Origin of the sequence: uncultured Cellulomonas sp. (assembly GCF_947494015.1) — a bacterium.
Lineage (GTDB): Bacteria > Actinomycetota > Actinomycetes > Actinomycetales > Cellulomonadaceae > Pengzhenrongella.
The window spans coordinates 368,522-391,991 of the sequence record NZ_CANLTL010000002.1; the positions used below are offsets into that span (position 1 = coordinate 368,522).

The window sequence follows — 23,470 nt, forward strand, 5'->3', positions numbered from 1 at the left end:
CAGGATGGAGGAACTTCTCATTCAGGGGTGTCGGCCCCCGGGCCGGACCCGCCGCAGCGGCACCGGCCCGGGGGGCGCGACGTCAGATCTCTTCGATGCTGCTGGCGTTCGGGCGGCGCGACAGGTCGATGCCCAGCTCCTCGGCGGCGCGGTAGACCTCGTCGTCGCTCTCCTTCATGTCGATGGAGACGCCGTCCGAGGAGAGCACCTCGACGTTCAGGCACAGCGACTGCATCTCCTTGAGAAGCACCTTGAACGACTCCGGGATTCCCGAGTCGGGGATGTTCTCGCCCTTGACGATCGCCTCGTACACCTTGACGCGGCCGGGGACGTCGTCGGACTTGATGGTCAGGAGCTCCTGCAGGGTGTAGGCGGCGCCGTACGCCTCCAGGGCCCACACCTCCATCTCGCCGAACCGCTGCCCGCCGAACTGCGCCTTACCACCCAGCGGCTGCTGCGTGATCATCGAGTACGGGCCGGTCGAGCGGGCGTGGATCTTGTCGTCGACCAGGTGGTGCAGCTTGAGGATGTACATGTAGCCGACCGCGACCGGGTCCGGGAACGGCTCCCCCGAGCGACCGTCGAAGAGCCGGGCCTTGCCGCTGCCGTCGACCATGCGGTCCCCGTCGCGGTTCGGGTGCGTCGCGTCGAGCAGGCCGGTGAGGACCTCCTCGGGGACGCCGTCGAACACCGGGGTGGCGACCGGGTTGCCCGGCTCGCTGCGCTCGGCGGCGGACGGCACGTCCTTGACCCACGACGCCGAGGCGTCGGCGAGCTCGATGTCCCAGCCCTGCTTGGCGACCCAGCCGAGGTGCGTCTCGAGCACCTGGCCGACGTTCATGCGACCGGGCACGCCGAGCGGGTTGAGCACGACGTCGACCGCGGTGCCGTCGGGCAGGAAGGGCATGTCCTCGACCGGGAGGATCTTGGAGATGACGCCCTTGTTGCCGTGGCGGCCGGCGAGCTTGTCGCCGTCGGTAATCTTGCGCCGCTGCGCGATGTACACGCGGACCAGCTCGTTCACGCCGGCGGGCAGCTCGTCGCCGTCCTCGCGGTTGAACGTGCGGACCTCGATCACCGTGCCGGACTCGCCGTGCGGGACCTTGAGCGAGGTGTCGCGGACCTCGCGCGCCTTCTCGCCGAAGATCGCGCGCAGCAGCCGCTCCTCCGGGGTCAGCTCGGTCTCGCCCTTGGGCGTGACCTTCCCGACCAGGATGTCGCCGGCTGCGACCTCGGCACCGATGCGGATGATCCCGCGCTCGTCGAGGTCCGCCAGGACCTCCTCGGAGACGTTCGGGATGTCCCGGGTGATCTCCTCCGGCCCGAGCTTGGTGTCGCGGGCGTCCACCTCGTGCTCCTCGATGTGGATCGAGGACAGGACGTCGTCCTGCACGAGGCGCTGGGACAGGATGATCGCGTCCTCGTAGTTGTGGCCCTCCCACGACATGAACGCCACGAGGAGGTTGCGGCCGAGCGCGAGCTCGCCCTCGTCCGTCGCGGGGCCGTCGGCGAGCACCGAGCCGGGCTCGACCCGGGCGCCCTCGTCGACCAGCACGCGCTGGTTGTAGGACGTGCCCTGGTTGGAGCGGCGGAACTTCGCGACGCGGTACGACGTCGTCGTGGCGTCGTCGTTGCTGACCGTGATCAGGTCGGCGGAGACCTCGGTGACGACACCGGGCTTGGTGGCCACGATGACGTCGCCGGCGTCGACCGCCGCGCGCCGCTCCATGCCGGTCCCGACCAGCGGCGCCTCCGAGCGGACCAGCGGCACCGCCTGGCGCTGCATGTTCGCGCCCATGAGCGCACGGTTGGCGTCGTCGTGCTCGAGGAACGGGATCAGGGCGGTCGCGACCGACACCATCTGCCGCGGCGAGACGTCCATGTAGTCGACGTCCACGCCGGGGATGAGGTCGACCTCGCCGCCCTTGGTGCGGACCAGCACGCGGTCCTCGGCGAAGCGGCCGTTCTCGTCGAGCTGCGCGTTCGCCTGCGCGATGACGTAGCGGTCCTCGTCGTCGGCCGTGAGGTAGTGCACGTCCTCGGTGACCAGGCCGTGCTCGACCTTGCGGTAGGGGGTCTCGACGAAGCCGAACGGGTTGATCCGCCCGTACGTGGCGAGCGAGCCGATGAGGCCGATGTTCGGACCCTCGGGGGTCTCGATCGGGCACATGCGGCCGTAGTGCGAGTGGTGGACGTCGCGGACCTCCATGCCGGCGCGGTCACGGGACAGACCACCGGGGCCGAGCGCGGACAGGCGACGCTTGTGCGTCAGGCCTGCGAGCGGGTTGTTCTGGTCCATGAACTGCGACAGCTGGGAGGTGCCGAAGAACTCCTTGATCGACGCCACCACGGGGCGGATGTTGATCAAGGTCTGCGGCGTGATCGCCTCGACGTCCTGCGTCGTCATGCGCTCGCGCACGACGCGCTCCATCCGGGACAGGCCGGTGCGGACCTGGTTCTGGATGAGCTCGCCGACCGCACGGATGCGGCGGTTGCCGAAGTGGTCGATGTCGTCGGTCTCGACGCGGACCTCGACGCTCTCCCCGCCCCGGTTGCCGGGGATGGTGGCGACGTCGGCGTGCAGCGCGGCCATGTACTTGATCGTCGCGACGATGTCGGAGACGGACAGCACGCTCTCACCGAGCGGGGCATCGATGCCGAGCTTCTTGTTCACCTTGTAGCGGCCGACCTTGGCGAGGTCGTAGCGCTTGGGGTTGAAGTAGAAGTTCTCCAGCAGCGCGCGACCGGCCTCGACCGTGGGCGGCTCGCCCGGGCGGATCTTGCGGTACAGGTCGAGCAGGGCCTCGTCCTCAGTGGTGACGTGGTCCTTCTCGAGGGTGTCGATCACGGCCGGGAAGGCCGCGAACTCCTCGCGGATCTGGGACTCGGTCAGCCCGAGCGCCTTGAGCAGCACGGTGACCGACTGCTTGCGCTTGCGGTCCACGCGCACGCCGACGGCGTCACGCTTGTCGATCTCGAACTCGAGCCACGCGCCGCGGCTGGGGATGATCTTGGCGGTGAAGATGTCCTTGTCGGACGTCTTGTCGGCCACCCGCTCGAAGTACACGCCCGGGGACCGGACCAGCTGGGAGACGACGACGCGCTCGGTGCCGTTGATGATGAACGTGCCGCGCTCGGTCATCAGGGGGAAGTCCCCCATGAAGACGGTCTGGCTCTTGATCTCGCCGGTCGTGTAGTTGACGAACTCGGCCGTCACGAACAGCGGCGCGGCGTAGGTGAAGTCCTTCTCCTTGCACTCCTCGGCCGTGTACTTCGGCGGCTCGAAGCGGTGCTCGCGGAAGGACAGCGACATGGTGCCGCCGAAGTCCTCGATCGGGGAGATCTCCTCGAAGATCTCCTCCAGGCCGGCGGTCTCGGGCACGTCGGTCCGGCCCGCCTCGACGGCAGCGGCCACGCGGGCCTGCCACTTCTCGTTGCCGAGCAGCCAGTCGAAGTTCTCGGTCTGCAGGCCGAGGAGGTCGGGGACCTCGAGCGGCTCGTGGATCTTGGCGAAGGAGATACGGCGAGACGCGGTGCGATTTGCGATAGCGTCGGCGGACGGAGCAGAAGGGGTGCGCGAGGCAGCCAAGAGGGGTCCTTCCCTGCGGATCGTGTGCACGCTGCGCCGCCCGGCGGTTCGCGACCCCCCGGCCGCAGGCCCATCCGCGCCGCACGTGCGGGGCTGATCGGTCCTGGGTTATACGGAGTCGCGGGCACAGGCCAACGCAAAGCGCTAGCCTAGCCCACCCCGCGAGCACTGTCCACCATCCAGCCCAGTGCGACTTGGCACGGCGACCCGGTCGGCGTACCCTGCCCCGCCACGTGGCCCAGGACACACCGGCAGCACCCGACCGGCCGCGCCCGGCGGGGGGCCACCCCGGACGCAGCGAGGCCCGCACCGACGAGCGGTGCGGGCCTCGTGAACCACTGCCCCGTGCGGGGCGGTGAGCCGGCGCCCCGTCAGGGGCGCGGGATCACTTGACCGAGACGGTGGCGCCGGCGCCCTCGAGCGCGGCGACGGCCTTGTCCGCGGCCTCCTTGTTGACGCCCTCCAGGACGGCCTTCGGGGCGCCGTCGACGAGGTCCTTGGCCTCCTTCAGGCCGAGGCTCGTCAGGGCGCGCACCTCCTTGATGACCTGGATCTTCTTGTCACCGGCGGCCTCGAGGACGACGTCGAACTCCGACTTCTCCTCCTCGGCGGGCGCGTCGGCGGCGCCGCCTCCGGCGGCCGGGGCAGCCGCGGCCGCGACCGGCGCGGCAGCGGTGACCTCGAAGGTCTCCTCGAAGGCCTTCACGAACTCGGAGAGCTCGATGAGGGTGAGCTCCTTGAAAGCGCTGATGAGCTCGTCGGTGCTGAGCTTCGCCATGATGGCGTTCCTTCCGTTCTGTCCAGGCACGACCGGTCGGTCACGCCCCGGAGTGGGGTGGGGGGGTGCTGGGAGCCGGGTCGGCTCAGGCAGCGGTCTCGGCAGAGGCCTGCTTCTCGCGCAGCGCCTCGACGGTGCGCACGGCCTGAGCCGCGGGCGCCGTGAACAGGTACGCCGCCTGGAACAGCGTCGCCTTGAGCATGCCGGCCGTCTTGGCCAGCAGGACCTCACGGGACTCGAGGTCCGCGAGCTTGGTGATGTCCTCGGCGGTCAGGGCGCGGCCTTCGAGGACGCCCCCCTTGATGACCAGCGCGGGGTTCGCCCTGGCGAAGTCACGCAGACCCTTGGCCGCCTCGACCGGGTCACCGGTCACGAAGGCGATCGCGGACGGGCCGGCGAGGTGCGCGTCGTCGACGGCGACACCTGCCTCCTTGGCCGCGATGGAGGTCAGCGTGTTCTTCACCACGGCGTAGGTTGCGTTGCCGCTGAGCGTGCGCCGCAGCTGCTTGAGCTGGGCGACAGTGAGCCCGCGGTACTCGGTCAGCACGGCCGCGTTGGACTCGCGGAACTGGTCCGTGAGCGCTGCGACTGCGGCTGCCTTGTCCGGCCTCGCCATGGCAATCCTTCCGATGGTGGTGCCACCGCTCGCCACCTCGGCCCCGGAACGACAAGAGCCCCGCGCAGGCGCGGGGCTCGGATGCTCACCGGACACGGTCCGGCGACGAGACTCTCACCTGCGCTGGCCTCCGCTGCTGCGGGACTTCGGTGAGCCGCGCTCCGCAGGAGCGCAGCCGACGACCGGCGGTCTTGGGCGTGGATGACTGTACGGGACGGTTGGCCGGGCACCAAATCGCCGTCGGGCACCGAGCCGCGGCGCGCACGGACGACGGCCCCCGGGACGACCGCGGGGCCCGGCGGCCGATCGGCTGCCGGGCCCCGCGGGCCTCAGATGACGGGACGTCAGGCGGCGTCCGCGTCCTCCTCGGTGAGGTTGCGGGTCTTGCTCTGGTCGAGCAGGATCCCGGGACCGTTCGTCGTGGTGACGACGGCCTTGGTGATGTAGCGCCCCTTGGACGCCGACGGCTTCAGACGCAGCACCTCGTCGAGCGCGGCCGCGTAGTTCTCGACGAGCTGGACGTCGTCGAACGAGGCCTTGCCGATGATGAAGTGCAGGTTGGAGTGCTTGTCGACGCGGAACTCGATCTTCCCGCCCTTGATGTCGGACACGGCCTTGGCCACGTCCATCGTCACGGTGCCGGTCTTCGGGTTGGGCATGAGCCCGCGCGGGCCGAGCACCTTGCCCAGGCGACCGACCTTGCCCATGAGGTCCGGCGTCGCGACGGCGGAGTCGAAGTCGGTGTAGCCGCCCGCGACCTTCTCGATGAGCTCGTCGCCGCCGACCTCGTCGGCGCCGGCCGCCCGCGCCTGCTCGGCACGCTCACCGGTCGCGAAGACCAGCACGCGCGCGGTCTTGCCGGTGCCGTGCGGCAGGTTGACGGTGCCGCGGACCATCTGGTCCGCCTTGCGGGGGTCGACCCCGAGCCGGAAGGCGACCTCGACGGTGGCGTCGAACTTGGCGACCGAGGTCTCCTTCGCCAGCCGGATGGCCTCCAGCGGCGCGTACAGGCGGTCCTTCTCGATCTTCTCGGCGGCGGCCACGTAGGCCTTGCTGCGCTTGGTCATCTGCTCTCACTCCTCGAATCGGCAGTCGTGGTCGTGGGCCAGCGCGTGGCCCTCCCACTGACGTTCTCGGCGCCGGGCCCGTGCCCGACGCCGTCCTGCGCCGGTCCACGCGGACGCGGGCCGGGTCCCTGCGGGGCCGGGCGTCGCCGCCCGGCCCGTGCGGTCGTGGGGGTCAGCCCTCGACCTTGATGCCCATCGAGCGCGCGGTGCCGGCGATGATCTTCTCGGCGGCCGCAAGGTCGTTGGCGTTGAGGTCCTCGAGCTTCGTGGTGGCGATCTCGCGGACCTGGTCGGCCGACAGCGTCGCCACCTTGACGGTGTGCGGCGTCGGGGAGCCCTTGGCGACCCCGGCGGCCTTCTTGATCAGCTCGGCGGCCGGCGGCGTCTTGGTGATGAAGGTGAACGAGCGGTCCTCGTACACCGTGATCTCGACCGGGATGACGTTGCCGCGCTGCGCCTCGGTGGCCGCGTTGTACGCCTTGCAGAACTCCATGATGTTGACGCCGTGCTGACCCAGCGCCGGACCGATCGGCGGCGCCGGGGTGGCGGCGCCGGCCTTGATCTGGAGCTTGATCAGGCCGGTGACCTTCTTCTTGGGGGGCATGATGCCTTCCGTTCGTGTCGTGGGCCGACGCCGTGGGCGATGACCCGGTTGCAGTGCAGCCGGTCCGGCGCAGGTCAGATCTTGGCGACCTGGCTGAACGACAGCTCGACCGGGGTCTCCCGGCCGAAGATGGAGACGAGCACCTTGAGCTTCTGGCTCTCGGCGTTGATCTCGGAGATCGACGCCGGCAGGGTGTCGAACGGGCCGTCGGTGACGGTGACCGACTCCCCGACGGTGAAGTCGACCTTGATCTCGGCGGCGGGCTTCTGGGTGCCGGCGGCCGGGGCCTTGGGGGCCAGCGTCGGCGCGAGCATCGAGAAGACCTCGTCCAGGGTCAGCGGCACCGGCTGGTGCGTGTGGCCGACGAAGCCCGTGACGCCGGGCGTGTGCCGCACCGCACCCCACGACTCGTCGGTGAGGTCCATGCGAACCAGGACGTACCCAGGGATCCGGACGCGGCGCACGACCTTGCGCTGCGCGTTCTTGATCTCCGTGACCTCCTCCATGGGGACCTCCACCTGGTGGATGTAGTCCTCCATGTTCAGGCTCTGGATGCGGTTCTCCAGGTTGGTCTTCACCCGGTTCTCGTAGCCCGCGTAGGAGTGGATGACGTACCAGTCACCGGGCTGGCGGCGCAGGTCCTTCTTGAACTCGTCGACCGGGTCGAGCTCGGCCGGCTCCTCGGCGACGACCGGCGCGGCGTCCTCGGCCGGGGCGTCGTCGCCCGCCGGGGCGTCGTCCTCGACCGGGGCGTCGTCCTCGACCGGGGCGTCGTCCTCGACCGGGGCGTCGTCCGCCGCGGCGAGGTCGCCGGACGTCTCGTCGGCGGGCTCGATCTCGTCGGTGGTGTGGGCGGACTCGACGGCACCGATCGAGGTGAGGGCGTCCTCGAGCTCCGCCTCGGCGGGGGTGCCGGCGCTCTGCTCCTGCGACTCCTGGGACACGTCGTGACCTGCTTTCCTCGAAGACCTTCGATCATGGACACGCGGGCCGGTCCTCGACCGGCCCCCACGGCGGACACCCGCCGGCGGTGGCGGCTAGCTGCCGAAGACCCACAGCGTGACCTGGCCGATGACGAAGTCGATCGCCGTCACGAAGGCCATCACCACCACCACGAACACCAGGACGACGGACGTGTAGGTGAACAGCTCCGACCGCGTCGGCCGCACGACCTTCTTGAGCTCGGCGACGACCTGGCGCAGGAACAGCGCGATCCGGGCGAACAGGCCGCCGCGGCCGTCCCCCTGCGGTGCGCTGCGGACCGCGTGCGCACCGTCGGCGGCAGCGCCGCCGGCGCCCGACGCCGCAGCGGGTGCGGATTCGCTCACAGATCAGTCCCTACGTCTCGTGGTGGTCAGGCCCAGCGCCGGCGCCGGGCCGGCCACCTCTCGGTGCCTGACTGGCGTGGAGGCAACCCGACCGACCTGGGGCCGACCGGGTTGCCGCGTGCGCAGGGCAGGCGAGACTCGAACTCGCAACCGCCGGTTTTGGAGACCGGTGCGCTACCAATTGCGCCACTGCCCTTCGGTGACCGAGCCACGCCGTCCGGCCGGTCGAGCACCCAGGATACCGCCCCGGTGGGCACGACCGATCATGGCGGACGTCAACCACCGAGGAAGCACTGTACGCGAGACCGACCCACGGGTCGAACCCCGTCGCGTGCCAAGATGGGCGGCGTGACCGCCACCACACCCGCCACCCCGTCCGCCGACCGCCCGCGGGTCTCCGCCCGCCTGGCCGCCATCGCCGAGTCCGCGACGCTCGCGGTCGACGCGAAGGCCAAGGCCCTCAAGGCCGCCGGACGTCCCGTGATCGGGTTCGGCGCCGGCGAGCCGGACTTCCCGACGCCGGACTACATCGTCGAGGCGGCGGCCGCGGCGACGCGCGACCCCGCCAACCACCGGTACTCCCCGGCCGCCGGCCTGCCCGCGCTGCGCGAGGCGATCGCCGCCAAGACCCTGCGCGACTCCGGGTACGAGGTGTCCCCCGGTCAGGTGCTGGTGACCAACGGCGGCAAGCAGGCGGTGTACCAGGCCTTCGCCGCCGTCGTGGACCCGGGCGACGAGGTGCTGCTCCCGGCCCCGTACTGGACGACGTACCCCGAGGCCATCCGGCTGGCCGGCGGCGTACCGGTGGAGGTCTTCGCGGGTGTCGACCAGGGCTACCTCGTCACCGTCGAGCAGCTCGAGGCCGCGCGCACCGACCGCACGAAGGCGCTGCTGTTCTGCTCGCCGTCCAACCCGACCGGTGCCGTGTACTCCCCCGAGCAGACGGCCGAGATCGGCCGCTGGGCGCACGAGCACGGGATCTGGGTCCTGACCGACGAGATCTACGAGCACCTGACCTACGACGACGCGCAGTTCACCCCGATCGTGCGCGCCGTTCCCGAGCTGGCGGACACCACGATCGTGCTCAACGGGGTCGCGAAGACCTACGCGATGACCGGGTGGCGGGTCGGCTGGATGATCTCCCCCGCCGACGTCACCAAGGCGGCGACCAACCTGCAGTCTCACCTGACCTCCAACGTGGCCAACGTGTCGCAGCGCGCGGCGATCGCGGCGCTGACCGGTGACCTGTCCGCGGTCGACGCGATGCGGACCGCGTTCGACCGTCGACGGCGGACCATGGTCCAGATGCTGTCGGCGATCGACGGCGTCGTGTGCCCGACCCCGCAGGGGGCGTTCTACGCCTACCCGAGCGTGGAGGGGCTGCTGGGCCGGACGGTCCGCGGCACCACCGTCACGACGTCGGCGGACCTGGCGGCGGTGATCCTCGAGCACGCCGAGGTCGCCGTCGTGCCCGGCGAGGCGTTCGGGCCGAGCGGGTTCCTGCGGCTGTCCTACGCGCTCGGGGACGACGACCTGGCCGAGGGTGTCGGACGCATCCAGCGGCTGCTGGCCGAGGCGTCCTGACGGTCGACCGGGCCGGCACACCGGCCGCCGTGCGCGACCTGGCCCTGCTCCCCAAGGCGCACCTGCACCTGCACTTCACCGGCTCCCTGCGCACCTCGACCCTCGCCGAGCTCGCGGACGCCGCGGGGGTGCGCGTGCCCGCGGCGCTGCTGGACGGCGACCCGCTCGACCTCCCGCCGGGCGACCGCGGCTGGTTCCGGTTCCAGCGCCTGTACGACGCCGCCCGTGCGTGCGTGCGGTCCGAGGCCGCGATGCGCCGGATCGTCCACGAGGCGGCCCAGGACGACGCCGCCGAGGGCTCCCACCGGCTGGAGATCCAGGTGGACCCGACGTCCTACGCGCCGTTCGTCGGCGGCGTGACCCCCGCCCTGGAGATCGTGCTGGACGCCGCCCGGGAGGCGACGGGCGCCACCGGGGTCGAGGTCGCCGTGATCGTGGCCTCGTCCCGGATGCGCCACCCGCTCGAGGCCCGCACGCTCGCGCGGCTGGCCGCTCGGCACGCGGGGCACGGCCCGGGTGAGGTCGTCGGGTTCGGCCTGAGCAACGACGAGCGACGCGGGGACACCGCGGACTTCGCCCCCGCCTTCGCCATCGCGCGGGCGGCCGGGCTCGCGTCGGTGCCGCACGGCGGCGAGCTGCTCGGCGCCCGGCACGTCGAGGAGGTCCTGGAGCACCTGCGCCCGGACCGGCTGGGGCACGGCGTGCGCGCGGCCGAGGACCCGTACCTGCTCGGCCGCCTGGTGGACGACGGCGTCGCGCTCGAGCTGTGCCCCGCGTCGAACGTCTCCCTCGGGGTGTTCGCCGACCCGTCGCTGGTCCCGCTGCGCGCGCTCGTGGACGCCGGGGCGACGGTGGCGCTCGGCGCCGACGACCCGCTGCTCTTCGGGTCCCGCCTCGTCGCGCAGTACGAGGCGGCGCGGGCGGTGCACGGGTTCAGCGACCCCGAGCTCGCCGACCTCGCGCGCGCGTCCATCCGCGCGTGCCTGGCCTCGCCGGCCAGCCGGCGCCGGATGCTGGCCGCGGTGGACGAGTGGCTGGCCGCCGTCCCGGCGCCCTGACGCCGAGGGGGGTTGACGTCCGCCCCGCGCACCGTCACTGTATCAATCACTCGATACATTGATTCACCGCGGAGGTCCGCCATGGCAGGTCCCGGCATTCTCGTCCTGCTCCTCGGGCTGACGGCCCTGGTCGGACTGGTGGTGCTCGTCGTCGTCGCGGTCGCCGGCGTCCGCGCTCCGGCGCCACCGCCGTCCCGTGCCGCCCAGGCCGCGCGACGGCACGCCGCCGTGGTGCACGCCCTGGCGCTCGCCGTCCTCGTGCTGGCCGTGGCGACAGGACCGACGCTGGTCGCCGCACTGCCGGCCAGCCTCGTGCAGGGGGTTCTCCTCGGGCTGGTCCCGGCGGCCGCCGGCGTCGGCTTCTGCGCCGTCCAGGCGGTCGGCGAGGCGACCTGGCCGCGCCCGTCGGGCACGCTGCGCCGCGCGCCTCTGGTGCGCCGGACGGTGGCCGACGTCGCACCGCGTCGGCTGCGCCGCCTCACCTGGGCGTGGGCGGTGGTACTGGTCGTCACCCTGGTCGCGTGCGGCCTCGTCGCCGACGGCGGCCGGGCGCTGACCCGGCAGTGGGACCTGGGGTCGGCGAGCGCGAGCCCGTTCCCCGGGTGGTTCTACGGGGTGCCGCTGCTCGTGGCGGTGGCGGTCGTGCTGGTCGCGTCCGAGGGGGTGCTCCGGCTGGTCGCGCGACGCCCGGTCGTCTCCGACGCCGACCTGCCGTGGGATCTCGCGCTGCGGCGCCTGTCCGCGCACCGCGCGCTGCGTGGCGCGCAGCTCGTGCTCGCGTGGACCGCGGCCGGTGTCCTGCTCGTGGCCGGCATGGCGATGCACGGGGTCGGGACCGAGTTCGCCGCGGACGGCCTGACGAGCCGCCTGCTGCCCGTGCACCACCTGGGCACGGCGGCGATGCTGCTCGGCGCGGCCGTCGGGGTGGCCGGCCTCGTGGTCGCGCTCGTCCCGGGGCGTGCCGTCGGCGAGCAGGCACCGGTCGTCGCCGCCGGGCTGGATCGGATGCCGGCGTGACCCTCCAGCTGGAGGTGGACCTGGCCTCGGGGGTGCCGCCCTTCGAGCAGGTCCGCTCGCAGGTGCTGGCGCACGTCGCCGCCGGGCGGCTGCGTGCCGGCGACCGGCTGCCGACGATCCGGGCGCTGGCCGGCGACCTGGGCGTGGCGGCCGGCACCGTCGCCCGCGCCTACCGCGAGCTGGAGGCCACGGGCGTGGTGACCACCCGGCGGCGGACCGGGACCGTCGTCGCGGACGGCCGGGCGGCGACCGACGACGCCGTCACCCGCGCGGCGCACGCGCTGGTCAGCCAGGCGCGGGCCGCCGGGCTGGCGGACGCCGAGGTGCTCGACGTCGTGCGTGGTGCGCTGCTGGCGCCGTCACCGCTGCCGGGCGGGCCGTCCGCCCGGTCGGCCGCCGCCCCGGCCGCGGGCTGACCCGGACCGGGCTGACCGGTCAGGTGGGCCCGGTGCCGGACGCGTCAGGCCGCGTCGTCGAGGGCCAGACCCACCAGGACCGGCTCGGGCTCCAGGGTGATGCCGAAGCGGCTCCGCACGCCGTCGCGCACGGTGCGGGCCAGCGCGACCAGCTCGGCGGCCGTGCCCGGCCCGCGGTTGGTCAGCGCGAGGGTGTGCTTGGTGGACAGCGAGACGGGCCCGGGCAGGCCGAAGCCCTTGCCGAACCCCGCGTGCTCGATCAGCCAGGCGGCGCTGGTCTTGACCAGGTCCGGGTCGACCGCACCGAGGCTGGGGCCGGTCGACCGCTCGGGACGTGAGGTCCGCACGCCGAACCGCGGGGCGCCGTCGGGCAGGTCGGCAACCTGCTCCAGCGTCAGCACGGGGTTGGTGAAGAACGAGCCCGCGCTCCAGGTGTCCGGGTCGTCGCCGTCGACGACCATGCCCTTGCCGGCGCGCAGCGCGAGGACGGCGTCACGCACGTCCGCCAGCGGGGCGCGCTCGCCGATCTGGACGCCGAGCCGCCGCGCGAGCTCGGGGTAGGCGACCGGCGCGGACAGCGTGCCCGCGCGCAGCTGCATGGCGACCTCGAGCACGACGTAGCGCGGCGTGGGCCCCCACGGCGACCCCGGCTCGAGCAGCGACCGCTTGAGCAGGGAGGTGCGGTAGCCGAAGGCGAGGTCCACCAGGGGCAGGGTCCGCACCCGCGAGCGCTCGCGGTCCCACACCCGCACGGTGGAGATGACGCCCGAGACCTCCTGGCCGTAGGCGCCGATGTTCTGCACGGGCGCGGCACCGGTCGAACCCGGGATGCCGGACAGCGCCTCGACGCCGACCCAGCCCTCCTGGACCGCGCGCGCCACGAGGGCGTCCCAGTCCTGGCCCGCGGGGACGCGGATGCTCGCCCCGCCGCACGAGTCGGCGGCCTCGACCTCCACGCCATCGCGCACGTCGTGCACGACGACGCCCGCGAAGCCCTCGTCGGCGACCACGAGGTTGGAGCCGCCACCCAGGACGAGCAGGGGCTCGCCGGCGTCGTCGGCGGCACGGACGGCCTCGACGAACGCCTCGGACGAGTCGACCTCGACGTACCGGCCCACCGGTCCGCCCAGGCGCAGCGTCGTCAGGTCGGCCAGCACGACGGTGCGGACGGCGTCGGTGGTCATGCCCACGAGGCTACGCCCGTTGCCCGGCCACCTCCGGGCGAGCCGGCGCGGGTGCCAGCGGGGCCGCCGCCCGGACGACCACGAGCCCGATGACCACCGGGACGGCGATCGCGAGGAGCGCCTGGCGGTACCCGACGTGCTCGGCGAGCAGGCCGAGCAGCGGCGGCCCGGCCAGGAACGCGCTGTAGCCGATCGTCGAGACCACGCTCACCCGGGCCGGCGCCCGCGCGGCGTCGTCGCTCGCGGCGCTCATCCCCACCGGGAAGCCGAGCGCCGCGCCCAGGCCCCACAGCACCACGCCGACCAGGGCGAGCGGCAGCCACGGGACGAGCCCGAAGATCACCAGGCCGACCAGGGACAGCGCGCCGCACAGCCGCAGCACGGCGATCCGCCCGTAACGGTCGAGCAGGCCGGTGCCGAGCAGTCGCATCCCGGTCATGGCGGTGACGAACAGCGCGAAGGTGAGCGCGCCCACCGAGTTGGGCTGGTCGAAGCCGTCGACGACGGCCAGCGCCACCCAGTCGTTGGCGGCGCCCTCGGTGAGCGCGGCGGCGAGCACGACGAGGCCGACGAGGAGCGTGCGCGGCTCGAGCCAGGCGCCGAACGCCTGCCGGGCGCCGGCGGGGCGGGGGGCAGGCGCGTCGCCGTCGGCGCGGGCGGGCTCGCCGTAGCCGGCCGGCAGGAAGGCGCGGATCGACCAGACGACCCCGGCCAGGCTGGCCAGCAGCACCACTGCGAGGTGGGCGATCACCGACGTGCCGATCGCGGCGGCCAGGGCCCCGAGGCCCGCCCCCACGATCGTGCCGAGCGAGAAGCCGGCGTGGTAGCGGGGCATGACCGTCCGGCCGAGGCGCTGCTCGACGAGCGCACCCTCGAGGTTCATCGCCGCGTCCCAGACGCCCGTGCCGACGCCGAACAGCACCAGCCCGGCCCCGACGACGAGCACCTGACCCGCGGCGACCCCGCTGGCCGCCACGAGCAGGCCTGCGACGTTGATCGCGCCGAAGGTCAGCACGGTGCGCGACGCCCCGAGGCGCTGGACCACCAGGCCGGACAGCGGTAGCGCGAGCAGCGACCCGATCGACCCGATCAGCAGCAGCACGCCGACCTGGGCAGCCGACAGGCCCAGCTCGTCCCGGACCGCCGGGATCCGCGCCGCCCAGCTGGCGAAGTTGAAGCCGTTGAGGACGAAGACGAGGAAGACCGCGCGCGAGGCGGCCTGCACGGTGCGGTCGGCGGCGGCCGGGTTGGGGCTCATGGGGTCACCTCGGGGACGGACGACACGGACGACACGGACGGTGCGGAGGCCAGGGGCGGGTGGGCCGGGACCGGCCGGCGGCCGGCGGGACCGCCGCCCGCGGGGGCCGGCGGACGAGCGGCGGTCAGGGCCCCGGCCCGGGCGGCGGGTCTCGTCCCGGGCCGCCTGCCCGGCAGTCGGCCCGGAAGTCGGCCCGGACGCGGCCCGGTCGTCGCGGCTCGCCTCCCGGTCCCGGCGTCCCCACCGGATGGGACCGCACCAGTGTCGCGCACGGCGACCACGCGCGCGGCCGCGGCCCGGGCGTCGCCCGGCCGCGCGACCTGGCCCGCCAGGGCGATGCTGACCACCATCGCGACGGTGATGAGCAGCAGCGCGTGCCGGGCACCGATGGCCTCAGCAGCCAGCCCGAGCAGGGGCGGCGCGGCGAGGTGGGCGAGCGAGGCGAAAGCCGAGACCACCGCGACGCGGCCGGCGGCCCGCAGCGGGTCGTCGGAGGCGGCGGCGAGCCCGATCGGCACCGCGAGCGCCGCCCCCAGGCCCCATGCCGTCACCCCGACGCCCGCCAGCGGCAGGCTGGGCGCCAGGCCGAACAGCAGCAGCCCGCCGAGCGAGACGACCCCCGACAGGCGCAGCACGCGGACGCGACCGAAGCGGTCGATCAGGCTCGTACCGAGGATCCGCACGAGGGTCATCGCGCCGACGAACACGCCGAACACGACCGCGCCGACCGCCTCGGGCTGGGCGAAGCCGTCGACGACGGCGAGTGCGAGCCAGTCGTTGGCCGACCCCTCCGAGAGCGCGGCGGACATGATGACGAGGCCGATCAGCACGGTCCGCCGCTCACGCCAGGCGCCGAGCGCGGTCCGGACGCCTCCGCTGCGGCCGGACACCACCGTGACGTCGGCCGCCGCACCCGGCTCGCTCCCGGCCGCGGCCGCCGGACCGGCGGCCGCGGCCCGGGCGGCGAGCGTGCGCGCCGGGAGGGTGTCGAGGACGACGTGCGGGATGGCGGCGAGCCGCCACACCAGGCCCACCACGGCCGTGCCCACGAACTGCCCGAGCAGGCTCACCCCGAGCTGCGCCATCGCGGCCCCGATCAGGGAGCCGACCACGGCGCCCACCGAGAACGCCGCGTGGAACTGCGGCAGCACGGTCCGACCCAGGCGCCGCTCGACACCGGCCGACTCGACGTTGAGCGGCACGTTGCCGATCGAGAACGACACGCCGTTGAGGAAGACGCCCAGCGCGAGCAGCGGCACGACGCCGATGGTCGGACCCACCGCGAGCAGGACGTAGGCGAGCGTGAAGCCCGCCGTCGAGAGCAGCATCGCGACGCGACCGCCCCACCGGGTGACGACGAGGCCCGCCACGGCGACGGTGACCAGGGCGCCGACCGCACCGGCGAGGAGCACGGCACCGAGCTCGCTCGGGGACATCCCCAGCGCGTCGCGCACCGACGGCAGCCGGGTGAGCCAGCTGGAGAACATCAGTCCGCTGAGCATGAACAGGCCCATCAGGCCCCACCTCGCGCGAGCGACCTCGTGGTCCGTCGGGGCGTCCGGGACGGGCCGGGCGTGCATCATGCGGCTCCAGCAGGCAGAAGAGGGTGTCGGCGCTGCGCCCGGTCCGGGCGGCGCGCGGATCGAATCGATTCGACCCCGTGGGTGAAGTGTGTCTGTACGCTGACCGCGGCGTCAAACGGATTCCGCCACCGGTGCCGTCGGCGGGTGCACCCGCCCGCACGCCGAGCAACGGACCGGACCTGGACGTGAGGACCGGCACACCCCGGAGGTGACGGAATGACCCGCCCGACGCTGGCCGACGTCGCCGCCGAGGCAGGCGTGTCCGTCTCCACCGCCTCACTGGCCTTCTCCGGTGCCGGACCGATCGCCTCCGCGACCCGGGACCGGGTGCTGGCGGCGGCCGCACGGCTGTCCTACGCCGGCCCGAACCCGCTCGGTCAGCAGCTGCGCAGCGGGCGGTCCGGCATCGTCGGCGTCGTCGTCGGCGACCGCCTGCGGCGCAGCTTCCGCGACCCGGTCTCGACCCAGATGCTCGACGGTCTCGCCCAGGCGCTCAGCGAGCAGAACCTGGGGCTGCTGCTGGTCCCCTCCGAGGCCGGCGAGGTGCCGCCGCTGGTGCAGCACACGGCCATGGACGCCGCCGTCGTGGTGCTCGCCAACGGCCCGGACGACGACGTCGTCCTCGCCCTGACCCGGCGCGGCATCCCGGTGGTGTCCATCGAGGGCGAGATCGGGGACGACCCCCGGCGCCCCGGTGCGGCCACGACCAACGTGGGCATCGACGACCGGGGCGGGACCGCCCTGCTCGTGCGCGAGCTGCTCGGCCTGGGCCACCGCCGGTTCGGCGTGGTGGCCCTGCCCTACGGTCACGACCGTCGCCTGGGCGCGCCGGACGTCGACGGCGAGGTCAGCGCCCGGTACGCGCACACCCGTCGCCGCCTGGCCGGGATCGCCGACGCCGGCGTCGTCCCGGAGGTGGTCGTCGAGACACCGGCCTCGCTGGTCGAGCACGGGCGCAGCGCCGGGCACCAGATCCTCAGCCGGCCCGATCCGCCGACCGCGGTCGTCGCACTCAGCGACCTGCTGGCCTCGGGCGTCGTGCTGGCCGCGCGGGAGCTGGGCCTGCGCGTGCCCGAGGACGTGTCGGTGGCCGGCTTCGACGGCATCGACCTGCCGTGGCTCGCGCCGGACGTGCTGACGACGGTGCACCAGCCGCTCGCGGACAAGGGCCGCCTCGCCGGCGAGGCCGCCGTCGAGCTGGCCGCGGGGCGTCCCGTGGACGAGGTCGTGCTCCCGGTCGACCTGCAGCCCGGGACGACGACCGGCCCACCGCCGCGGCGGTGAGCGACCGCGTGAGCGCCGTCAGGCCAGCCGGACGACCGCCTGGGCCTTGCCGAGCACGCGCGTCCCGTCGCAGGTCACGGTGAGGTCGACGCGTGCGGTGCCGGCCTGCGCGTCGAGGGCGCCGACGGTGGCGGTGACGTCGACGGATGCAGCACCCGGGTCGGGCACCGGGACGGGGCGGGTGAACCGCACCCCGTAGTCCAGGACCGCGCCGGGGTCACCGGCCCAGTCGGCGACGACGGTGACGGCGGCGCCCATGGTCCACATGCCGTGCGCGATGACCCCCGGCAGGCCGACCTCGGTCGCGACGCGGTCGCTCCAGTGGATGGGGTTGAGGTCCCCGCTGGCCCCCGCGTAGCGGACCAGCCGGGCGCGGTCCACCGTGAGGGTGCCGGTGGCGACGACCTGACCCACCGTGAGGTCGGCCACCGCCGGACGCGCGCCGGGAGCCCCCGGGGCGGTCGTGGGCTCGGTGCTCATGCGGACTCCCCCCGGACGGCGAGGGTGGACACCACGGTGGCGACCGGAGCGCCGTCCTCGGCCGCGATCTCCGCGCGGGTGGTCACCATCGACAACCCGGCACGCTCGGTGATCGCGTCGACGTGCAGCACGGTCACCAACCGGTCACCGGCCGTGATGGGGCGGTGGTGGGTGAACCGCTCCTCGGCGTGCACCACGCGGCTGAAGTCGACCCCGGCCTGCGGGTCGGCGACATACGCCTGCTCGGCCCGCTGCGCGACCACGACGGCGAACGTCGGCGGGGCGACGACGTCCGCGTACCCCAGCGAACGAGCGACGCCGACGTCGCGGTGCGCCTCGTGGGCGGCACCGACGGCGTCGGCGAAGTCTCGGATCTTCTCCCGACCGACCTCGTAGGGCTCGCTCGGGGGGTACACGCGGCCCGCGTACTGCGGGTTGACCGCCATGTCGGCGACCGGGGTCAGCGGGTCTCGCGGTGCAGCGTGTGCTTGCCGTCGCGCGGGCAGAACTTCGACAGCTCGAGGCGGTCGGGGTTGTTGCGACGGTTCTTCTTGGTGATGTAGTTCCGCTCCTTGCAGTCCACGCACGCGAGCGTGATCTTCGGGCGGACGTCCTGGGACTTGCTGGCCACTTCGGAGCCCTCTTTCACATCACACGCCGCGCGAGCGGCGCTTGGTCTGTTCGGCGCGTCGCCGGCCGGCCGACGCGCGTTCGCTACACATCGGTAGCGGGGGCGGGACTCGAACCCGCGACACCACGATTATGAGCCGTGTGCTCTAACCACCTGAGCTACCCCGCCAGGTCACGGGTCGAGGGCCGACGCATGTGCGCCGGCCCTCGACCTGCACCAGAGCCCCGAAAGGGAATCGAACCCTTGACCTTCTCCTTACCATGGAGACGCTCTGCCGACTGAGCTATCGGGGCAGCGCGGACCAGGTTACACGCCCCGGGGGGTGCTGGCGAAATCCCGGTGCGTGGCCTGCGCCACGCCCGTGCACCCCGCGCCGGGACCCCGACGAGCGACCGGGTCGCAGCCGGTGCGTCGGCCGGGTGGCAGCCGGTGCGGAACGCCTGCGGGCCCCCGGGGCGCCACCGGCCCGTGGCACGACGACGGGGCGCCCTCGTCGAGGACGCCCCGTTCGCGGTGGCGGGTGAGGGATTCGAACCCCCGTAGGCGTTGCCAGCTGATTTACAGTCAGCCCCCTTTGGCCACTCGGGTAACCCGCCGTGCGCTCTCGCCGGACCCGTGGACCCGGCGGCGAGTGCGGATGGAAGGATAGCAACACATCGAGGGGTCCGAGGAACCGGCCCCCGGCCGGCATCCCGAGCACCACACCGAGCAGCACCCGAGTGCCACACCGAGCACCACCCGAGCACCACCCGACCAGCACCCGACCAGCACTGGAGGAGTCATGGCGAGCGAGTCGTCGTTCGACGTCGTGAGCAAGGTCGACCGGCAGGAGGTCGACAACGCCCTGAACCAGGCCACCAAGGAGATCGCCCAGCGGTACGACTTCAAGAACGTCGGGGCGTCGATCGCCTGGAGCGGTGAGTCGATCGTGATGACGGCCAACTCGGCCGAGCGGGTCATGGCGGTGCTGGACGTGTTCCAGACCAAGCTCATCAAGCGCGGGATCTCGCTCAAGGCGCTGGACACCGGCGAGCGCGAGCCGCAGCTGTCCGGCAAGGAGTACCGCCTGGCGGCCACCGTCAAGGAGGGCCTGAGCACCGAGGACGCGAAGAAGATCGGCAAGATCGTCCGCGACGAGGGACCCAAGGGCGTCAAGACGCAGATCACGGGCGACGAGATGCGGGTGTCGGCCAAGAGCCGCGACGACCTGCAGGAGGTCATCGCGCTGCTCAAGGGCAAGGACCTGGACGTCGCGCTGCAGTTCGTCAACTACCGCTAGCACCGCCGACGCCGGACGACGCCGCCCCGCGCACCCCGTGCACAGCCTTCGGGTGCGCCCCGGACGTGCGGGCGTCGTCGTCCCGCGACGCCGGCGGGACGGCCGGCGGCGGCCGTCAGTACAGCGGCGGGCTGACCTGCGGGCCGCCGAGGGGACCGGCGCCGGGCCCGCCGGCCATGGCCTCGAGCCGGGCGATCCGGTCAGCCATGGGCGGGTGGGTCGCGAACATCTTGCCCATGCCCGCCCCCCGGAACGGGTTGGCGATCATCAGGTGCGAGACGTCGACCAGGTCACGGTCCTGCGGCAGCGGTGCACGCTGCGTCCCGTGCTCCAGCTTGCGCAGGGCCGAGGCCAGGGCGAGCGGGTCCCCGGTGAGCCGGGCGCCGTCCTCGTCCGCGTCGTACTCCCGGGTCCGGCTGATCGCCATCTGCACGAGCATCGCCGCGAACGGGGCCAGCAGCGCCATGGCGAGCGCCGCGAGCGGGTTGCCGCCGCGCTCGCGGCTGCCGCCGAAGAACATGAGGAACTGCGCGAACGAGGTGATCAGCCCCGCCACCGCGGCGGCCACGGAGGACGTCAGGATGTCCCGGTTGTACACGTGCATGAGCTCGTGGCCGAGCACGCCGCGCAGCTCCCGCTCGGTGAGCAGGTCGAGGATGCCCTCGGTGCAGCACACCGCCGCGTTGCGCGGGTTGCGGCCGGTCGCGAACGCGTTCGGCGCGTCGGTCGGTGACAGGTACAGCCTCGGCATGGGCTGGCGCGCCTGGGTCGAGAGCTCGCGCACGATCCGGTACATCTGCGGCGCCTCGAGCTCGCTGACCGGGTAGGCCCGCATGGACCGGATCGCGATCTTGTCCGAGTTCCAGTAGCCGTAGGCGGTCCCGAGCAGGCCGATGGCAGCGAAGACGAGGAACAGGCTGCTGCTCCCGCCCCCGACGAGGGCGTAGAGGCCCAGCAGCACCGCCCACATGACGCCGAACAGCGCGGCGGTCTTCAGACCGTTGTAGTGGCGACGACCCATGGACGCAGTTCTCCCTCCGCGGCGGGACGTCCCGCCGACCGCTGTGCTGCCCCGACCAACGCGGCACCGGCCGCAGGCGTTCCCGTACCCTGTGCCCGCCGCCCCGCCGGGCGCGCGCACCCTTGGCCCACCGTCCCCCGGAGCCCCCCATGCGCACCACCCGTGTCGTCGTCCTCGCCCTGTCCGGCGTGCTGGCCCTCGGCGCGTGCGCCCCCGTCGAGGAGGGGGGCCAGGCCCCGGCGCCGTCGGGCACCGCGACCACCGACGACGACGCGCTGCCGACCCTCACCGAGGGCGTGCTCACGGTCGGCACCTCCGACCCGGCCTACGAGCCGTGGGTGTCCGGCAACGACCCGAGCAGCGGCGAGGGCTTCGAGTCGGCCGTCGCGTACGCGGTGGCCGAGCAGCTCGGCTTCGCCGCGGACGACGTCGAGTGGGTGCCGGTGACGTTCGACCAGATCATCGCCCCCGGTGCCAAGTCGTTCGACATCGCGATCAACCAGGTGTCGATCAGTGACGAGCGGCGCGAGAACCTCGACTTCTCCTCGAGCTACTACGACACCGCGCAGGCCGTGGTCACGGTGGAGGGCTCCCCCGTCGCCGGCGCGACGTCGCTGGCCGAGCTCGCCGACGCCCGGATCGGCGCGATGGTCGCGACGACGAGCGCGCAGGTGGCCACCGACACGATCGCGCCCAGCAGGCCCGTCCAGCTCTTCAACGACAACGACCAGGTCAAGCAGGCGCTGACCGCCGGCCTGGTCGACGCCATCGTGGTGGACCTGCCCACCGCCCTGTACATCACCGCGGCCGAGCTCGACGGCGGCGTCCTGGTCGGCCAGCTGCCGCCCGGGGACTCCCCCGACCAGCTCGGGCTGGTGCTCGACAAGGACAGCCCGCTGACCGAGCCGGTCACCGAGGCCGTCGACGCGCTGCGCGCGGACGGGACGCTGGCGGACCTCGAGGCGCAGTGGCTCACCGAGTCCGCGGGCGCCCCCGTCCTGAAGTGACCCGGCCGGGGTGGACGCCGTCGCCGGTCCAGGTCGACCGGCTGGCGTACCGGCGCCGGCAGTCGGTCCGGTCCACCGCCGTCGCGGTCGCCAGCACCGCCGCCGTGGTCGCGGTCGCGGTGCTCGTCCTGACGAGCTCGCCCGGGTGGCCGCGGGTGCGGCAGTCCTTCCTCGACCCGCAGGTGGCGCTGGAGTCCGTGCCGCGCGTGCTCGAGGGGCTGTGGCTCAACGTGCGGATCATGGTGGTGGCCGCGGTGGTGATCCTCGTCGTGGCGCTCGCCCTGGCCATCGCCCGGACGCTGCGCGGGCCGGTGTTCTTCCCGCTGCGGGCCGCCGCGACCGCCTACGTCGACATCTTCCGCGGGCTGCCGCTGATCCTGGTCCTGCTGCTCGTGGGGTTCGGCCTGCCGGGCCTGCGGCTGCAGGGCATCCCGACGTCCGCGGTGGTGCTCGGTGGCCTCGCGCTGGTGCTGACCTACTCGGCGTACGTCGCCGAGGTCTTCCGGGCCGGCATCGAGTCCGTGCACCCGTCGCAGGTCGCCGCCGCCCGCTCGCTGGGGCTGAGCCGGGGGCAGACCATGCGGACCGTCGTGCTGCCGCAGGCGGTGCGCCGGGTGGTCCCGCCGCTGCTCAACGACCTGGTCTCGCTGCAGAAGGACTCCGGCCTGATCTCGATCCTCGGCGCCATCGACGCCGTCCGGGCCGCCCAGATCTCCACCGCCCAGTACGCCAACTTCACGCCCTACGTCGTGGCCGGGGTGCTGTTCGTGCTGCTCACGATCCCGCTGACGCGCCTCACCGACGCCCTGGCCCGCCGGGGCGGCTGGGCCGGCGCCACCAGCGGCCTGGCCGGCGCCGGGGAGCTGCGATGACCGCGCCGTCGTCCACGCCGGCATCCGGGCCGGCCACCCTGCCCGGCTCGGCGGACCGCTCCGGCGACGCGCCGCTGCTGGACGTGCGCGGCGTGCGCAAGGCGTTCGGGGACCACGTCGTGCTGGACGGCGTCGACCTCGCCGTCGACGCCCACCGGTGCGTGGTGCTGATCGGCGCCTCCGGCTCCGGCAAGTCGACGCTGCTGCGGACCGTGGACCTGCTCGAGGAGGTCGACGACGGGGTGATCCTGCTCGAGGGCGACGACATCACCGACCCCCGGCGCGACGCCGACGCCGACCGCGCCCGGATGGGGATGGTGTTCCAGTCCTTCAACCTGTTCCCGCACATGCGGGTGCTCGACAACGTCACCCTCGCCTCGCGGCTGGTGCACCGGGTCCCCCGCCGGGCCGCGCAGGAGCGGGCGCGCGAGATGCTCGAGCGCGTCGGACTGGCCGACCGGGCCGGCGCCTTCCCGGACGAGCTGTCCGGCGGTCAGCAGCAGCGCGTGGCGATCGCCCGGTCCCTGGTGCACTCGCCCCGGCTGCTGCTGCTGGACGAGGTGACCAGCGCCCTGGACCCCGAGCTCGTCGGCGAGGTGCTGGACCTGCTCGGCGAGCTCAAGGCCGAGGGCATGACCATGGTGGTGGCGACCCACGAGATGGGCTTCGCGCGGCACGTCGCCGACGAGGTGTGCTTCCTGCACGCCGGGCGGGTGCACGAGCGGGGGACGCCCGAGCAGGTGCTCGGCTCGCCGCGGCAGCCGCGCACGCAGGAGTTCCTGCGGCGGATCACCGGGGCCGGCCGGGCCTGACC

The 23,470-nt window shown here is 73.4% G+C and carries 23 protein-coding genes and 4 tRNA genes; 9 read left to right on the plus strand and 18 right to left on the minus strand.

Annotated elements, in window-relative coordinates; translation table 11 throughout:
- Window positions 1–82: 82 nt before the first annotated feature.
- The 8 genes from rpoB to Q0840_RS03550 form a co-directional block, all read right to left on the minus strand.
- A complete protein-coding gene (rpoB, locus tag Q0840_RS03515) occupies window positions 83–3,589 on the minus strand; it encodes a DNA-directed RNA polymerase subunit beta (RefSeq protein ID WP_298456453.1) in 3,507 nt (1,168 codons plus the stop codon).
- 385 nt (window positions 3,590–3,974) lie between these two features.
- Window positions 3,975–4,367 (minus strand): 50S ribosomal protein L7/L12, encoded by a 393-nt coding sequence (gene rplL / locus Q0840_RS03520; RefSeq protein WP_298456456.1) that lies wholly within the window; start codon window positions 4,365–4,367, stop codon window positions 3,975–3,977.
- 85 nt (window positions 4,368–4,452) lie between these two features.
- Window positions 4,453–4,983 (minus strand): 50S ribosomal protein L10, encoded by a 531-nt coding sequence (rplJ, locus tag Q0840_RS03525; RefSeq protein ID WP_298456458.1) that lies wholly within the window; start codon window positions 4,981–4,983, stop codon window positions 4,453–4,455.
- A 344-nt stretch (window positions 4,984–5,327) separates the two neighbouring features.
- A complete protein-coding gene (gene rplA, locus Q0840_RS03530) occupies window positions 5,328–6,050 on the minus strand; it encodes a 50S ribosomal protein L1 (protein WP_298456462.1) in 723 nt (240 codons plus the stop codon).
- 172 nt (window positions 6,051–6,222) lie between these two features.
- The gene (gene rplK / locus Q0840_RS03535; RefSeq protein ID WP_298456465.1) at window positions 6,223–6,654 is read right to left on the minus strand and encodes a 50S ribosomal protein L11; all 432 of its coding nucleotides are present in this window, start codon (window positions 6,652–6,654) and stop codon (window positions 6,223–6,225) included.
- Window positions 6,655–6,728: 74 nt separating this feature from the next.
- Window positions 6,729–7,598 (minus strand): transcription termination/antitermination protein NusG, encoded by an 870-nt coding sequence (nusG, locus tag Q0840_RS03540; protein ID WP_298456470.1) that lies wholly within the window; start codon window positions 7,596–7,598, stop codon window positions 6,729–6,731.
- Between the two features lie 93 nt (window positions 7,599–7,691).
- Window positions 7,692–7,982 (minus strand): preprotein translocase subunit SecE, encoded by a 291-nt coding sequence (gene secE / locus Q0840_RS03545; protein WP_298456473.1) that lies wholly within the window; start codon window positions 7,980–7,982, stop codon window positions 7,692–7,694.
- A gap of 123 nt (window positions 7,983–8,105) precedes the next feature.
- A tRNA-Trp gene (locus tag Q0840_RS03550) sits at window positions 8,106–8,178 on the minus strand.
- 152 nt (window positions 8,179–8,330) lie between these two features.
- On the opposite strand from Q0840_RS03550, the gene Q0840_RS03555 reads away from it, so the two are divergent.
- The 4 genes from Q0840_RS03555 (at window position 8,331) to Q0840_RS03570 (ending at window position 12,057) form a co-directional block, all read left to right on the plus strand.
- Window positions 8,331–9,566, plus strand: coding sequence for a pyridoxal phosphate-dependent aminotransferase (locus tag Q0840_RS03555; RefSeq protein ID WP_298456476.1), 1,236 nt, complete (start codon window positions 8,331–8,333; stop codon window positions 9,564–9,566).
- Between the two features lie 29 nt (window positions 9,567–9,595).
- The gene (locus tag Q0840_RS03560; protein ID WP_298456480.1) at window positions 9,596–10,624 is read left to right on the plus strand and encodes an adenosine deaminase; all 1,029 of its coding nucleotides are present in this window, start codon (window positions 9,596–9,598) and stop codon (window positions 10,622–10,624) included.
- Between the two features lie 81 nt (window positions 10,625–10,705).
- On the plus strand, window positions 10,706–11,641 hold the full coding sequence (locus Q0840_RS03565) for a hypothetical protein (protein ID WP_298456483.1): 936 nt from the start codon (window positions 10,706–10,708) through the stop codon (window positions 11,639–11,641).
- Window positions 11,638–12,057, plus strand: a complete 420-nt coding sequence (locus Q0840_RS03570; protein ID WP_298456486.1) for a GntR family transcriptional regulator — start codon at window positions 11,638–11,640, stop codon at window positions 12,055–12,057. The genes Q0840_RS03565 and Q0840_RS03570 overlap by 4 nt, the downstream gene beginning before the upstream one ends.
- Window positions 12,058–12,101: 44 nt before the next feature.
- Here Q0840_RS03570 and Q0840_RS03575 read toward each other — a convergent pair whose 3' ends face one another.
- The 3 genes from Q0840_RS03575 to Q0840_RS03585 are packed head-to-tail and all read right to left on the minus strand — an operon-like array spanning window position 12,102 to window position 16,082.
- Window positions 12,102–13,241 (minus strand): UDP-N-acetylmuramate dehydrogenase, encoded by a 1,140-nt coding sequence (locus tag Q0840_RS03575; RefSeq protein ID WP_298456490.1) that lies wholly within the window; start codon window positions 13,239–13,241, stop codon window positions 12,102–12,104.
- Window positions 13,242–13,251: 10 nt separating this feature from the next.
- Entirely contained in the window at window positions 13,252–14,499 is a 1,248-nt protein-coding gene (locus Q0840_RS03580; RefSeq protein ID WP_298456493.1) for an MFS transporter, read from the minus strand.
- A complete protein-coding gene (locus tag Q0840_RS03585; RefSeq protein ID WP_298456496.1) occupies window positions 14,496–16,082 on the minus strand; it encodes an MFS transporter in 1,587 nt (528 codons plus the stop codon). Before Q0840_RS03585 ends, Q0840_RS03580 begins: the two co-directional genes overlap by 4 nt.
- Before the next feature lie 216 nt (window positions 16,083–16,298).
- Between Q0840_RS03585 and Q0840_RS03590 the strand changes: the two genes are divergently transcribed.
- Entirely contained in the window at window positions 16,299–17,366 is a 1,068-nt protein-coding gene (locus Q0840_RS03590) for a LacI family DNA-binding transcriptional regulator (RefSeq protein ID WP_298456499.1), read from the plus strand.
- Between the two features lie 18 nt (window positions 17,367–17,384).
- On the opposite strand, the gene Q0840_RS03595 is transcribed toward Q0840_RS03590, so the two are convergent.
- The 6 genes from Q0840_RS03595 to Q0840_RS03620 form a co-directional block, all read right to left on the minus strand.
- A complete protein-coding gene (locus Q0840_RS03595) occupies window positions 17,385–17,846 on the minus strand; it encodes a MaoC/PaaZ C-terminal domain-containing protein (protein ID WP_298456503.1) in 462 nt (153 codons plus the stop codon).
- Window positions 17,843–18,292 (minus strand): MaoC family dehydratase N-terminal domain-containing protein, encoded by a 450-nt coding sequence (locus tag Q0840_RS03600; RefSeq protein WP_298456506.1) that lies wholly within the window; start codon window positions 18,290–18,292, stop codon window positions 17,843–17,845. The genes Q0840_RS03595 and Q0840_RS03600 overlap by 4 nt, the downstream gene beginning before the upstream one ends.
- Before the next feature lie 14 nt (window positions 18,293–18,306).
- Window positions 18,307–18,477 carry a 50S ribosomal protein L33 gene (gene rpmG / locus Q0840_RS03605; RefSeq protein ID WP_298456509.1) on the minus strand — a complete coding sequence of 57 codons (171 nt, stop codon included), beginning with the start codon at window positions 18,475–18,477 and terminating at the stop codon, window positions 18,307–18,309.
- Window positions 18,478–18,571: 94 nt separating this feature from the next.
- Window positions 18,572–18,645 (minus strand) — tRNA-Met (locus Q0840_RS03610).
- Between the two features lie 52 nt (window positions 18,646–18,697).
- A tRNA-Thr gene (locus Q0840_RS03615) sits at window positions 18,698–18,770 on the minus strand.
- Window positions 18,771–18,991: 221 nt separating this feature from the next.
- Window positions 18,992–19,073: transfer RNA gene (locus tag Q0840_RS03620), tRNA-Tyr, on the minus strand.
- Between the two features lie 185 nt (window positions 19,074–19,258).
- Here Q0840_RS03620 and Q0840_RS03625 point away from each other — a divergent pair.
- A complete protein-coding gene (locus Q0840_RS03625) occupies window positions 19,259–19,756 on the plus strand; it encodes a YajQ family cyclic di-GMP-binding protein (protein WP_298456511.1) in 498 nt (165 codons plus the stop codon).
- A 115-nt stretch (window positions 19,757–19,871) separates the two neighbouring features.
- Here the strand turns inward: Q0840_RS03625 and htpX are convergent, their stop codons facing one another.
- On the minus strand, window positions 19,872–20,777 hold the full coding sequence (gene htpX, locus Q0840_RS03630; protein ID WP_298456514.1) for a zinc metalloprotease HtpX: 906 nt from the start codon (window positions 20,775–20,777) through the stop codon (window positions 19,872–19,874).
- Between the two features lie 149 nt (window positions 20,778–20,926).
- On the opposite strand from htpX, the gene Q0840_RS03635 reads away from it, so the two are divergent.
- The 3 genes from Q0840_RS03635 to Q0840_RS03645 are packed head-to-tail and all read left to right on the plus strand — an operon-like array spanning window position 20,927 to window position 23,468.
- A complete protein-coding gene (locus Q0840_RS03635) occupies window positions 20,927–21,784 on the plus strand; it encodes an ABC transporter substrate-binding protein (protein WP_298456517.1) in 858 nt (285 codons plus the stop codon).
- Complete coding sequence (locus tag Q0840_RS03640) at window positions 21,781–22,656, plus strand: amino acid ABC transporter permease (RefSeq protein WP_298456520.1); 876 nt, start codon at window positions 21,781–21,783, stop codon at window positions 22,654–22,656. The genes Q0840_RS03635 and Q0840_RS03640 overlap by 4 nt, the downstream gene beginning before the upstream one ends.
- Complete coding sequence (locus Q0840_RS03645; RefSeq protein ID WP_298456524.1) at window positions 22,653–23,468, plus strand: amino acid ABC transporter ATP-binding protein; 816 nt, start codon at window positions 22,653–22,655, stop codon at window positions 23,466–23,468. Before Q0840_RS03640 ends, Q0840_RS03645 begins: the two co-directional genes overlap by 4 nt.
- Window positions 23,469–23,470 lie beyond the last annotated feature (2 nt).